Origin of the sequence: Spiroplasma chinense, assembly GCF_008086545.1 — a bacterium.
Taxonomy (GTDB): Bacteria; Bacillota_I; Bacilli_A; order Mycoplasmatales; family Mycoplasmataceae; genus Spiroplasma_A; species Spiroplasma_A chinense.
The window spans coordinates 1,188,601-1,202,575 of sequence record NZ_CP043026.1 but is presented as its reverse complement, the minus strand read 5'-3'; the positions used below and the strand labels follow the sequence as shown (position 1 = coordinate 1,202,575).

Here is a 13,975-nt window from a genome sequence, read left to right as displayed (position 1 = left end):
TAAAAAATTTGCTGAAAAAAAATACCAAATAAGGATTTGTGTGGTATTTTTTTTCATATTTCAAAATCTTTATTTTTTTTAGAATTTTTTTTAAAAAAGGTGAGAAAATAACTAATGAGGAGAGAGACATATGCGATTTAAACAATGAGACGGATTTGAATCAGGGCAATGAACCGATGAGGTTGATGTTAGAGGATTTATCCAACAAAACTATACACCTTATACTGGGGATGATTCATTCTTAAAAGGCCCAACTGAAAATACAACAAAACTATGAGACATGGTTATGGCTTTAACCAAAAAAGAAAGAGATGCAGGAGGTGTTCTTGATGTGGACACTGATGTTCCTTCAACTATTACTTCTCATGCACCAGGTTATTTAGATAAAAACTTGGAAAAAGTAGTTGGTGTACAAACTGACCAACCATTTAAAAGAGCTCTAATGCCATGAGGTGGAATCAACATGGCTGTTCAAGCTAACGAATCTTATGGATTTACAGTTTCTGATAGAGTAAAAGAAATCTTTACAAAATACAGAAAAACTCACAACCAAGGAGTATTTGATGCTTATACACCAGATATGAGAAAAATTAGAAAAAGTCATATCGTTACTGGTTTACCAGATGCTTATGGTAGAGGAAGAATTATTGGAGATTACAGACGTTTAGCATTATACGGAAGTAACTTCTTAATTGAACAAAAAATTCACGATGCTTCATTAATTGATGGAGAAATGACTGAAGAAAAAATTAGATTACGTGAAGAAATTACAGAACAAATCCTAGCTTTAAAAGACATTACAAAAATGGCTGCAAGTTATGGATTTGACGTAAGTCAACCTGCAGCAAATGCAGTTGAAGCATTTAACTTCACATACTTAGCTTACTTAGCAGCTATTAAACAAAACAATGGTGCTGCAGAATCATTTGGTAGAACTGCAACATTCTTGGATATTTACGTTGAAAGAGATCTAAACAACGGAACTCTTACAGAAGAGGAAGCTCAAGAATTAGTTGACCACTTAGTTATGAAATTAAGAATGGTTAAATTCGCAAGAACTCCTGCATACAACGAAATTTTCTCAGGAGATCCAGTTTGAGCTACAGAATCAATCGGGGGAATGGGAATTGATGGTAGAACTTTAGTTACAAAAAACAGTTTTAGATATATCCATACATTATCAAATATGGGTCCATCACCAGAACCTAACTTAACAATTCTTTGATCTCAAAGCTTACCAGAAGGATTTAAAGAATTCTGTGCTAACTACTCAATTCTATATTCTTCAATGCAATATGAAAACGACGACATTATGCGTGTAACACACGGTGATGATTACGCTATTGCTTGTTGTGTATCACCAATGCAAGTTGGTAAACAAATGCAATTCTTTGGAGCAAGAACAAACCTTGCAAAAACATTACTATACGCTATTAACGGTGGTATTGATGAAATTTCTAAAGAACAAGTATCTCCAAGATTTGAACCAATTCAAACAGGAGATGATGCTATGAACTTTGATGAAGTTTGAGCAAAATTCGACAACATGATGAGCTGAGTTGCAGATAAATATGTAAATACTTTAAATGTAATTCACTACATGCACGATAAATATTACTATGAAAGTGCAGAAATGTGTTTCTATGACACTAACGTGTACAGATTCTTTGCAACTGGAATCGCAGGATTATCAGTTGTTGCTGACTCACTTTCAGCTATTAAATACGCAAAAGTATTCCCTGTAAGAGATGAAAACGGAGTTGTAGTTTCTTATAGAACTGAGGGAGACTTCCCTAAATATGGTAATGATGATGATAGAGTAGATAGTTTAGCAAAAGAAGTTGTTAAAGTATTTATGGATAAAGTAAGATCACACAAAACTTACAGAGATTCACACGCAACATTATCAGTATTAACAATTACTTCAAACGTAGTATATGGAAAATCAACAGGAGATACTCCATGTGGAAGAAGATACCCTGAAGCATTTGCTCCAGGAGCTAACCCAATGCATGGACGTGACTGTTCAGGAGCTGTTGCTTCAATGGCATCAGTTTCAAAATTACCATTCAAACATGCAGCTGATGGAATTTCAAACACATTCTCAGTTATTCCAAACGCACTTGGAAAAGATGATGATATGGTAATCCAAGGTGACTTCTCAGTTTCAGGAGAAATCCCAGAAGATGCAAAAATCAAATAATTGTAGTATAATTAAACTATAAAAATAGTTACACGAAAGGAATGAAAATTATGGAAAATCAAAAAGTTTCAAAACAACAAAAAGAAAACCTAGTTAACATGTTAGACGGATATATGGGACACGGAGGGCACCACTTAAACGTTAACGTTTTAAAACGTGAAGTTTTATTAGATGCTCAAAAAAACCCAGACAACTATCCACAATTAACAATTAGAGTTTCAGGATATGCTGTTAACTTTGTTAAATTGACAAAATCACAACAAGACGAAGTTATCTCAAGAACATTCCACGAAAAAATGTAATTAGGAATTATAAACCAAGAGTGCCTTCAATAGGTGCTCTTTTTTTAAGGAGAAATACTATGAGTGAAAACAACAATAAAATCGGTTATTATAGCAGTATAGAAACCTTTGGAGCAGTTGATGGTCCTGGGGTTAGACTTGTAGTTTTTTTACAAGGATGTCTATTAAGATGTAAATACTGTCACAACCCAGAAACACTAGAATTTAAAAAAGATAAACCTATTACGGTTGATGAAATTATGGCTCTCTACAAAAAAAATCAATCTTTTTATAAAAATGGTGGAATCACTTTATCTGGGGGAGAAGCTACAACACAAATTGATTTTTGTATTGAAGTTTTTAAAGCGGCAAAAGCAAAAGGGATCAATACATGTTTAGACACATGTTTTGGTACTTATCAAGAAGTTGATAAAATCCAAGATAAATGAAAAGAACTTTTAAGTTATACAGACCTAGTTTTGGCTGACTTAAAACATATAGATAATGAAAAACACATCAATTTAACATCAAGACCTAATACAAATATTTTACAAGCTATTAAATTTCTAGATAAAAACGGAGCAAAAATGTGAATTAGACACGTTTTAGTTCCAGGGTGAACCGATGATAAAGAAGATCTTTACAAATTAGGAGAATTTGTAGGTGAACTTAAAAATATGGAACGTTTAGAAATGCTTCCATACCATAACATGATGGTTCCAAAATACGAAAATCTTAAAATGAAGTTCTATTTAAAAGATGTAGAACCTCCAACTAAAGATTATGTAAAAGAATGTAGAAAAATAATAGAACAAGGAATAATGGCAAAAAAATAATGGCGCAAGCCATTATTTTTTTGTAAGTATATGTGATAAACCAAAGAATATTAATTCTTCATCATAAATAAAGTTATTTTCATTCATTTCTTGTTTAAAGTGAATTGCATTTCCTCCGGTTATAACAGTTTTTTCAACTTTAAAGTCCTTGGTTAATTTGTCAATTAAGCCTTTTACCAAACATCAATGCCCATCAAATGCACCAATATCAATTGCATCCACTGTATTTTTTCCAATTAATTTTGAGGTTTTATTATATTCAAACTCTTTTAATAGAGAAGCATTACTTATAAGACCATTTAAAGAAGATTCTAATCCTGGAGCAATTACTGTTCCTACAAATTTCTTGTTTTGGATTAATAATAAGGTTGTTGCAGTTCCCATTGATACAACTATTCCGTTTTCAATGTTGTATTTATCAGTTGCTGCAAAATAATTTGCAATAAAGTCTGCTCCAACTCTATTTACATCATCCACTTCAAATAATTCACAATGTTCAAAGACAAAATCCCTAACATTAACAAGTTTTGCTTCTAAAGCACTTGCTATGGCTCTTATAAGTACGTTTCAATTGGGAACAACTGATGAGTAAACTACTGTGTCAATTTTTAACCCTTTTTGGTTAATTATTTCAATTATTTTTTTATCACTTGTATATTCTTCAGAATAAGTGGCAGGTCTAACTAAAGAGAATAATTCTGAGCCATTTTCCTCACAATATCTAAAGTCAGCTGTTGTATTTCCAATATCTATAAGTAAAATGCTCATTTTTTCATATCTCCACTAGAAATATTTTATCAAAATTTTAATATAAAAAAATTTTTTCTACACAAATATAATAAAATAAAGGGGTACTAGAAATCAGGTGAAGTTGTGATAGCAATATATCCAGGAAGTTTCAATCCCTTTCACCAAGGGCACTTAGAAGTTTTGAAAAAAGGACTTGCTCTTTTTGAGAAGGTTTATGTAGTAGTTACAAAAAACATTCTAAAAGAACAAGAATCTAATTTTGAACAAAGAGTAGAAACTTTAAAACAAATGATCAATGGTTTAGAGGGTTGTGAAGTTTTAATAAACGAAAACAAACTTTCAGCAGAACTTGCAAAAGAGCTAAAAGCAAGCTATATGATCAGAGGTGTTAGAGATGCAAAAGATTTCAATTATGAATTGGAACTTTCTGATGCCAATAAATACTTAAATAAAGAACTAGAAACCATAATCTTTATTGCAGATTCTGAAAGTAGAGAAATCTCTTCTTCAAGAATCAAAGAGATAGAAAGATACAAAAAAGGAGAATAGTTTTATGATGACTATTAATGAAATAAAAAAATCAATATTAAACTCAAATACTAAAAAAACAATCGTTTTTCCAGAAGGAAGAGAAGAAAAAATTGTAGAAGTTGCAAACAAAATGCAAGAAGAAGGGTTGGCTAACATAGTTTTACTTTTTGATAGTGAAGATGAAATAGCTAGCAACATTCACAAAGACATTGAAACAAGAGTTATAAAAGGAAATGTCGACAAAGAAATGTTAGAAACAATTTTAGAAATCAGAAAAGGGAGACTTGAAGAAGCAGAAGCTATTGAACTTGTTCAAAAAAGAAACTACTATGGTAGTTTAATGATGCAACTTGATAGAGCTGATGGTATGGTTTGTGGATTAAATTATACAACAGCAGATACTTTAAGACCTGCACTTCAAATAATAAAAACTGCACCAGATTACTCAATTGCATCTTCAGTTTTTATTATGACAAAAGGAGATCAAAACTTTTTATTCACAGACTGTGCTCTAAACGTAGATCCAAACCCAAAACATTTATCTGACATTGCCTTTATGGCAGCAGAATTTGCAAAACAATTAAATGTTAAAACTGTAGAAACTGTAATGTTAAGTTATTCAACTGCAGGTTCTGGAGCAGGACCTACAGTTGATAAAGTTGCAAAAGCTGTAGACAGATTAAAAGGTATGGAAAATGAGTCAATGATATTTGATGGAGAAATGCAATTCGATTCAGCGTTTGTAAAATCAGTTAGAGATAAAAAATATCCAAACTGTAAATTAACAAAAGAAATACCAGATGTATTTGTGTTCCCAGATTTAAATGCTGGTAACATTGGATACAAAATAGCACAAAGACTTGGTGGCTATGAAGCTGCAGGTCCATTTATTTTAGGTTTAAACAAACCAGTAAATGACTTATCAAGAGGAGCTACTGTTGAAGATATTTATCAAACAGCTATCGTAACAGTATTTCAAAGTTTATGTAAGGGAGGAAAATAATTATGATTTTAATAGTAAACGCAGGAAGTAGTTCAATTAAATTTAAACTATACTCAATAGAAGGTAAAACTCCAAATGCTTTAGTAGAAGGTTTGGCAGAAAGAATTACAGTTGATGGAGCTTTAACAATTAAAGTTGGAGATCAAAAACATGAGTTTGATGACAAGATGTCAGATCACTTAGAAGCTGTAACTTCAATCTTAAATAGATTTAAAGAATTAGAAGTTATTAAAAATGAAGAAGATATTAAAGGTATTGGATTTAGAATTGTTCACGGGGGAGACAAAGTTGTTAAGCCAGTTGAACTAACTGATGAAATGAAAAAAGTTGTAGAAGAAAATATTCGTCTTGCACCTTTACACAATCCTGGAGCATTAACTGCAATTAATGCATTTGAATCAAAAATGCCAAAAGCAAAATTGGTTGGATGTTTTGATACATCATTCCACCAAACAATGCCAAAAGAAAAATTCTTATACCCAACTCCTTACTCATGATACGAAGATCATGCTGTAAGAAAATATGGGATGCACGGAATTAGTTATGACTACATAACTTTAAAAGCAGCAGAAATGTTAAATAAAAAAATTGATGATGTTAATTTAATTATTTGTCACTTAGGAAATGGTGCAAGTATCTGTTGTGTAAAAAATGGAAAATCATTAGACACAACAATGGGACTTACTCCATTGGCTGGAGTTATGATGGGAACAAGAGCTGGAGATATTGATTCATCAATTATCCAATACATTTCAAAAGAAACTGGAATGGATCTAAACCAAGTTACTGATGCTTTAAATAAAGAAAGTGGTTTACTTGGAGTTAGTGGAATTTCAAGTGACATGAGAGATGTAACAACAGCTGTTGAAAAAGGAGATGAAAGAGCAACTCTTGCTCTTGACATGTATGCAACAAGAATCTCTGACTACATTGTTAAATATGCAAACTACTTAGAAAATAAAGTTGATGCAATTATTTTTACAGCAGGAGTTGGTGAAAATTCAGCTGCAGCTAAAAAAGCAGTTATCGATAAAGTTAAATTATTAAATGTAACTTTAGATGATACAAAAAATTCTCAAGGTTATGATGATTACTTAGAAATCTCAACACCAGATTCACAAGTACCAATTTACAAAGTAAGAACTGATGAAGAACTTATGATTTGTAATACTGTTTTAAAATTCTTATAAGAAAAAAACTCTACAACTAAAAAAAGTTGTAGAGTTTTTATTTACAATAGAATTAAATTGTTGAAAGTGATATTATTATAGAAAGGTGGTGGGAATATGAAATTAAATAAAAACTCGGAATTTTCAATTAAGCTAATGGTTTTAATTGTTTTAATTGCGTTTCTAGTTTTTGACTTTATGCTTCAAGTGTATAGTCCAAAAATGAATATGCGTGCAATTCCCACTTTACAAAGATTAAATATCTATTATGCATTTTTTACAACTCAGTCAAATTACATTGTTGTAATTTATTTATTCTTTACATTATTTACAAAACAAAACTATAATAGAAAACCTCCATTTGGAATTGAGTTGGCAGTTACAGTTTACATTACAGTAACAATGTTAGTATTCTGATTTGGATTACTTGGTTCTACAGACGAAATGAATTCATATGGAATAGCTAACTGAATTTCAACAGTAGTTCTTCACTTGTGCATTCCAACAATTATGATTTCAAACTTTATTCTGACTTCTGGTGATTACTACTACTCACCAAGAGAGCATACAAAGTTTGGATTGTTTGGAACTACATTGTATCCATTAGGATACGGGATCTTTGTAATGATTAGAGGTAAATTTAGATACCAAGAATTTGGTCCAGATTTTTTCAAAACAATTTATCACTTAGATGGAACAAACTGAGTGGCTAACTGACCAGAAGGTATGGGTCACGGTACTTTTGCAAACGCTTCACCTTACACAACTCAAATGTGATACCCTTATTGATTTTTAAATTTTAGACACATTACTTTAGAAGATGCTGCAGGAAATGTTTGATACGAAACACCACAACCAGCTTGAATGTTAATCTTAACTTTATTTTTAGCAAGTGTTGCAATCTTTGGATTAGTAATAGGATTACAATTTATTTACTTAAATTGAAACAACAGTAAGTTCTTCAGATGACATGATATCAATGAAAATCTTATTTCAAAAGAAGAACATGACTACAGAAAAAAAATGAGAAAGTTGAAAAAAGTTCAAAGAAGAAATGAAATCAAATTACAGTTTGTTAAAAGACAAACGGAGAGAAAAAGTTGAAGAAAAAGTTTAGCAACTTTAACTAAGGAAGAAAAAAGTTTAGCGATTTCAAAAAGAAAGAATGAACAAATTCTAAAAACGAAATTAGAAATTGCAGAGAAAAAAAATCTTCGACTTGTTGCCAAACAAGAAAGAAGAGATTATCGTTCTCTTATGAACTCGTTGAAAACACAAGATAGAGTTTTTGTTAGAAACAATTTACGTGAAGCTGATAGATACAAAAGACTTGTTTCAAAAGGTGTTCTTGTTTCTAAAAATAAATTTGATTAAAAAAAATTGCCAAGCGGCAATTTTTTTTATCAGATTTTAATTCTTTCATTTTTTGGTTTATACATTTTATCACCTTCACTAGTTTCATAAACTTCGTGGAACTTGTCAACATTAACAAGTACTCCATTACATCTAAACTCTTCTGGTGAATGAGGATCAGTTAATAATCTTGTGTTCAACATTTCAGCTGTTGATTTTCTTCTTCAAACATAAGCGTAGTTTTCAAAAAATAATTTTAAATCATCTGGTGCTTGCTCTAAACAAATATCAAGAGCTGCACTAACTCCACCTAAGTCTCCGATGTTTTCTCCTAAAGTTAATTTTCCATTTACTTTTGAACCATCAACTTCGTAAGCGCTATATTGATCAACTAATTTTTCTGTTCTAGAATTATATTGTTTATAATCTTCTTCTGTTCATCAGTTTGAAAGATTTCCATCTTTATCAAATCTACTTCCTTCATCATCAAAACCATGACTAACTTCATGACCAATAACAGCTCCAATACCTCCAAGATTTTTTGCAAGAGGTTCGTTGATGTCATAGAAAGGTGATTGTAAAATTGCAGCAGGGAAACAAATTTCATTTGCTTGTGGATTGTAATATGCATTTACAGTTTGAGGACTCATATGTCATTTAGTTTTGTCCACTGGTAAATTAATTTCTCTTAAGTTTTTTTCTCTAAAGTGTTTTGCAATGTTAGATCTATTTTCGAAAAGTGATCCACCATCTTCGTAACTTCTAACTTCAATTCCACTATAGTCTTCAAATTTATCTGGGTAACCAATTTTTGTTTCAAAAGTATTTAATTTTTCAATTGCTTTTGCTTTTGTTGTGTCACTCATTCATTCAAGCTGATTAATTCTTTTTGAATAAACTTTAATTAAGTCATCAACAATTTTCAAAACATTTTCTTTTGCTTCTTTTGAAAAATGTAACTTAACATATTCTTGACCAATTAATTCCCCAACTAATCCTTCAGTAAAACTTAAAGCTCTTTCTTTTTCTGGTCTCATTTCTTTTACACCAGAAAAAACTTTTGCAAAGTTAAAATTAATTTTGTGTAATTCAGTTGTAAGAATTCCTGCATATGATGTAATGATATCTAGTTTTAAAATATCTTTAAGATTTTCTAAACCAATTTCTTTTAATTCTTTATTTAAAGCTTTCATAAATTTAGGTTCTAATAAAATAATTTTTTTAGCTTTAGCATGACCTGTTGAAGTTAAATATTTATTTCAATCAATAAAGTCACAGTAACTTGTAAGCTCATCAATTGTTACAACATTATTTATATTGTCAATGTTTCTGAACTCTTCTTTTTTCAACATTGATTGACTTATTCTATATTCAAGATCATAATTCATTTCAAATAAATTATCTGTATTAAATTTTAATTTTGAAGCTTTGATAATATCTTCAATATAAACTTTGTATGCGCTTTTTATTTCTTCGTGTCTTACATGACTTGGATCATAAAAGTCTCTGTCTCCCATTCCAAGTCCCATTGAACCAATCATTAAAGCTCTTAAGTTACTATCTTCAAAATCTGCATCAATGCTTTTTGAATGAAAGAAACCAAAACCATATTTTTTATAAAAATTAATTAAGAACTCAGTAAAGTTTTCTTTACTTTCTAGTTTATCTATTTCTTCAATGAGAGGTAAAATTGGTGTTATTCCTTGTTCATCTCTCATTTTAAAGTTTAAGTAGTTTTCATACACTGTAACAATTTTTCTTTGATCTTCATTTAAATTATTTTTATCTTTAATTAATTTATCAATCAAATCGTTGATGTCATCAACAGATTTTTTGTGCAGCATTTCAAAACTACCTCAAGCAGCATATCCGCTTGGAAGTTCTGCTTTATCAATTCAATCTTTATTTACGTAATCGTAAAAATTGTCTTGAGGTCTTATTTTTGTGCTCATTTTTTAAACAACTCCTATTCTTTTTAATTATAGCACCATTATTAGGGGGTAAAGAGAATATGCAAAACCTTGAAAAATAATATATAATTTTAAATGTCAAGTCTATAAAAAAAGAAGTGACTTTTTACTACTATAAGTTTAAATGTTATATAATTATGGTAGTAAATTAGGGTTAAAATGACTATTTAGAAATGATATAATTATAGAGAATGGAGATACTATGGTACATTTAAGGGCTAGAAATTTACCATCAAAAGGAAAAGTTGTTGAATGACTTTTTAAAGGAGAAAACATCTCTTTTGGAGATGATTTTGCTCTTGTAAAGTTAGATGATGGTGGAGAAGTAAATATAAAATCTAATTACAATGGTGTCATTGTAAAAACCATAAAACTTGGAAGCCCTGTAAAAAATGGAAGTATCCTTGCAAACATTGCAATTGGAGAAAAAGAAATAGCAAAATTTCGAAATCGTCATTTCACAAGAGAAAATGTAGAAGAAGGAAATATTGATGGTATTTTTTTACCTGATTATATTGAAGAGACAAATATGCCCGTTGTCGATTCTCCTGCAGACGAATTTTCTGGTGCAGTAGTTTATGATAGATACAATCAAGCCATAACTCCTTTTTCATCTGGACACGATGATATAATGGATTCAAAAGAGAAATTTGAAAAATTAGAGGAGAAGGAAAAAACTATGCAAGACTCGCCAGTAAAAGATAGATTTGCACAGATGCGTGCAAATATCCAAAATTCCATAAAAAATGCTCCTCAAAATAAAGTTATGGGAGATATGAATCCAGATGAACTTTTAAAAATGAATAATAACGATCTAATGGCAAGTACTGGGGGAAACATCTTTGAAAAACAAGATGGAGTAGGTCCAAGTAAATTTAGACAACTTATTCAAGCAAGAAAAGAAAAATTGTTAGAAGAAAATGATTATAAAGAAGTAAAAGATGTAGACCAATCAATTGATGCTATGTCTAAAACTGATGAAAAAGGTAGACCTTTAATCATGAGAAACATTATCGCTTCAAGAATAGAAAAACTTAATCAAGCAGGAGGAGACCCTTCTGTACTTGAAAGAGATATTGTAGCTACAAAAGATAATGCACTCTTAGATAAAGATAAACCAAAACCAAGTTTGGAGGCCAAACCAATGAGTAAGCCAGAACAAAACTCTAATTGAGAACAAAGAGGAAGTAAAAACCTTGAAGTAACTCAAGATGAAGTATTTATGAGACAAAGAGCCAGTGAAGATGGTGATTTTGGTGTTTCTCTTGGAGGTTACATAGTTGATGAAGAACCAACAGTAATTGATGCAAACGACTTAAGTAAATATGGTGGTTTTGTAATGCCACAAAAAAAACCAGATGAACTTTTAGAGGAAATTAATTCAAAAGGTAAACAAAGTTATGCTGAGTCAAAAATCAAAAGTTTATATGATATTAATAAACGTTGAAATTTAATGAAAGATAGAGATGAAAGAACAGAAATTACCAATAGACGTAAAGCTATTGAATCTGGTCAAATTAGAGAAGTAAGTAAATTTGAACAAACTGTTGAACAAGATAAAATACCAAAACAGTTTACTCAAGAAGTTCCTTACCAAGATGATGTAACTGGAGAAATGCAATTTATACCTTATAATAAAACACCAAGAGGTAAAAAGGAATTTGAATCTTGATTAAGAGCAAGTAACTTATATACTTCATATCTTGAAGCAGAACATGATGCTGAAAGAGAGGGTAGAGAACTTGATATGGGAGGACACAAAACTCCTAAAAAAGTTCAAAAACAAATTAGTAAAAAACTAAACGAACAAGGTGAAGAGTATGCAACAATTAGTGGGGACAAAGAAGATGACACAATAGACTTCTTAAAAAAACAAATTGCTGACTTACAAGATGCTTTAATTCAACAAAATAAATTAAATGAAGCCAGCCAAAGAGTGGGACAGCAAACTCAAATGGGTGCGGGTGGAGGAACTGACACTTTCTCTCAACTAATGCAATACATGTTAATGCAAAGTATAATGCAAAACATGTCTTTAGGTGGAGATAAAATATCGGGTAAAGAAATTAAAGACTTAATAAGATCTGAAATTGAATCATTTAAAAAGGAAGTAAAAACTCCTTCAAAAAATTATGATGAAATGAGAACAGTAAACTTTGAAAACCAAGTTCAAGATGCAAATCTTGGTTATTTAGATTACGAAAGTAATGATGTAAATAAAGAGGTTAGAAGAGAAAAGGTTAATAAGACTAGAAATCCTGCTGTTAAATCAATGATTTTAAGTCAAAACTATATTCCGCCATTAACAATTTCAACAGAAATTGATATGTCTTCAATTTTAAAATTAAAACATATGTTAAAGCAAACTCAAAATCATATTAAATTTTCTACAATTTCATTTATCGCTAAAGCAATTTCAATTGCTTTAGAAGAACATCCAAAAATTAATTCTAGTTATGATCCTGAAAGCGATGAAGTGATAATTAAAAAATATCACAACATTGGTCTTGCAACAGAAACTAGTGAAGGACTTATAATTCCAGTTCTAAAATTTGTTGAAAAACTTTCTGTAAAAGAAGTTGCAATAGACATTCGTGAAATGACACAAAGATTAAGAGCTGGAGAATTATATAATTACGAAACTGAAGGAAGCACCATTACTATTGCAAACTACGGAAATATTGGAGCAATACAAGCTACTCCAACAATTTTCTATCCAAATGCAGCAGTAATTGGAGTGGGTAAAGTTGTTAAAAAACCTGTTGTTGTTAACAACGAAAAACTTGCAATTAAAGCTATTATGAATATGAGTTTAACAGTTGACCAAAGAATTTTGGATGCAGCTGAAGCTGGAAGATTCTTATCTAGAGTAAAAGAGATCCTTGAAAGACCCGAAGTTTTAACAGTATCATAGTTTAAAAAGAGAGCCGCGCTCTCTTTTTTTATGGTGTAAATTTTCAAAAAAAATGATAAAATATTTAAGAAAATGAAGTGATGTAATGAAAGAAAATTTGAACCTAAGGGTAAATTTATGTTTTGAAAAAACAAACATGATTTATTTCAATTAACACATGTTGAATTTTATAAATTTAAAAATTATAAATCCAAGTATTATGAAGAATTAAAATGCAGTTATAAATAGTTGTTTATTATCAATTTATCTGTATCAATCCTATCTTAATATTTGGTTTTTTAATTTGGGTTCAAAACCAATATTTATACTTAAGTCTTGCTGTTTTTTAAAAGTTTTATTTTAAATATTGAAATGTCATCATTCTTTTCATAAAAATTATCAATGATAGTATTTTATGAATTTAGTTTATTCAATATATGGATAAGCTACTACAAAAATTAATATTTAATCATATCAGAATACAAATTTTAGAAAAGTATAAAGTTTTTTAAAAACCGTTTTTTTTAATGAGAACATCATGTTTTACTTCCAACGAGTACTTTACAAAAAAATAATCCTTTATAACCCTAACGGGGAAAAAATAGCCGAAGATTATAATGAACAAGATGCTTTTAACTATTTAAAATCTATTACAAATATAAAAAAAGGATTTGTAAATATTAAAGAACTTAGATATATAGAAAATAACTTTACAGATTTTAACAATATAATTTCTAACGGAAAATATAATGTTTATTACTATTGAATAGATAATCAAAAACTTTACTTTAAAGATTATAAATATGCTTTAGAATCATACAGAAATAATATAAATCTTATTTCTGCTGTTCAAGTAATTTATAAAAAGCATTATATTTATGGTCTTTCGATAAAACAAAAATATTATGAGTTTTATTGGTCAAACTTAGAAGAGATTGATGAAATAGCTAATAAAATTTATAACCTAATTTACAAGGAGGAATAAA

11 protein-coding genes are annotated in these 13,975 nt (G+C 29.9%); 9 read left to right on the top strand and 2 right to left on the bottom strand.

What is annotated here, in order from left to right; translation table 4 throughout:
- The first annotated feature begins 130 nt into the window (after nt 1-130).
- From pflB to pflA, 3 genes are read left to right on the top strand one after another with little or no spacing between them, the layout of a single operon-like run.
- Complete coding sequence (gene pflB / locus SCHIN_RS05470) at nt 131-2,203, top strand: formate C-acetyltransferase (RefSeq protein ID WP_166508618.1); 2,073 nt, start codon at nt 131-133, stop codon at nt 2,201-2,203.
- Between the two features lie 50 nt (nt 2,204-2,253).
- Nucleotides 2,254-2,505: a glycine radical domain-containing protein gene (locus tag SCHIN_RS05465; protein WP_166508617.1), complete on the top strand. Its 252-nt coding sequence runs from the start codon at nt 2,254-2,256 to the stop codon at nt 2,503-2,505.
- A gap of 59 nt (nt 2,506-2,564) precedes the next feature.
- Entirely contained in the window at nt 2,565-3,320 is a 756-nt protein-coding gene (gene pflA, locus SCHIN_RS05460) for a pyruvate formate-lyase-activating protein (protein ID WP_166508616.1), read from the top strand.
- 12 nt (nt 3,321-3,332) lie between these two features.
- On the opposite strand, the gene SCHIN_RS05455 is transcribed toward pflA, so the two are convergent.
- Entirely contained in the window at nt 3,333-4,088 is a 756-nt protein-coding gene (locus SCHIN_RS05455) for a type III pantothenate kinase (protein WP_166508615.1), read from the bottom strand.
- 105 nt (nt 4,089-4,193) lie between these two features.
- Here SCHIN_RS05455 and coaD point away from each other — a divergent pair, with 105 nt between their 5' ends.
- The 4 genes from coaD (at nt 4,194) to SCHIN_RS05435 (ending at nt 8,147) form a co-directional block, all read left to right on the top strand.
- Nucleotides 4,194-4,619, top strand: a complete 426-nt coding sequence (gene coaD / locus SCHIN_RS05450) for a pantetheine-phosphate adenylyltransferase (RefSeq protein WP_166508614.1) — start codon at nt 4,194-4,196, stop codon at nt 4,617-4,619.
- A gap of 4 nt (nt 4,620-4,623) precedes the next feature.
- Entirely contained in the window at nt 4,624-5,604 is a 981-nt protein-coding gene (pta, locus tag SCHIN_RS05445; RefSeq protein ID WP_166508613.1) for a phosphate acetyltransferase, read from the top strand.
- A 2-nt stretch (nt 5,605-5,606) separates the two neighbouring features.
- Complete coding sequence (locus SCHIN_RS05440; RefSeq protein WP_166508612.1) at nt 5,607-6,794, top strand: acetate kinase; 1,188 nt, start codon at nt 5,607-5,609, stop codon at nt 6,792-6,794.
- A gap of 96 nt (nt 6,795-6,890) precedes the next feature.
- The gene (locus tag SCHIN_RS05435; protein WP_166508611.1) at nt 6,891-8,147 is read left to right on the top strand and encodes a Pr6Pr family membrane protein; all 1,257 of its coding nucleotides are present in this window, start codon (nt 6,891-6,893) and stop codon (nt 8,145-8,147) included.
- A gap of 26 nt (nt 8,148-8,173) precedes the next feature.
- Here the strand turns inward: SCHIN_RS05435 and SCHIN_RS05430 are convergent, their stop codons facing one another.
- Nucleotides 8,174-10,078 (bottom strand): M13 family metallopeptidase, encoded by a 1,905-nt coding sequence (locus tag SCHIN_RS05430; RefSeq protein ID WP_166508610.1) that lies wholly within the window; start codon nt 10,076-10,078, stop codon nt 8,174-8,176.
- Between the two features lie 220 nt (nt 10,079-10,298).
- On the opposite strand from SCHIN_RS05430, the gene SCHIN_RS05425 reads away from it, so the two are divergent.
- Both SCHIN_RS05425 and SCHIN_RS05420 read left to right on the top strand, forming a co-directional pair.
- Nucleotides 10,299-13,010, top strand: a complete 2,712-nt coding sequence (locus tag SCHIN_RS05425) for a 2-oxo acid dehydrogenase subunit E2 (RefSeq protein WP_166508609.1) — start codon at nt 10,299-10,301, stop codon at nt 13,008-13,010.
- 517 nt (nt 13,011-13,527) lie between these two features.
- The gene (locus tag SCHIN_RS05420) at nt 13,528-13,974 is read left to right on the top strand and encodes a hypothetical protein (protein ID WP_166508608.1); all 447 of its coding nucleotides are present in this window, start codon (nt 13,528-13,530) and stop codon (nt 13,972-13,974) included.
- The last annotated feature ends 1 nt before the right edge of the window (nt 13,975 follow it).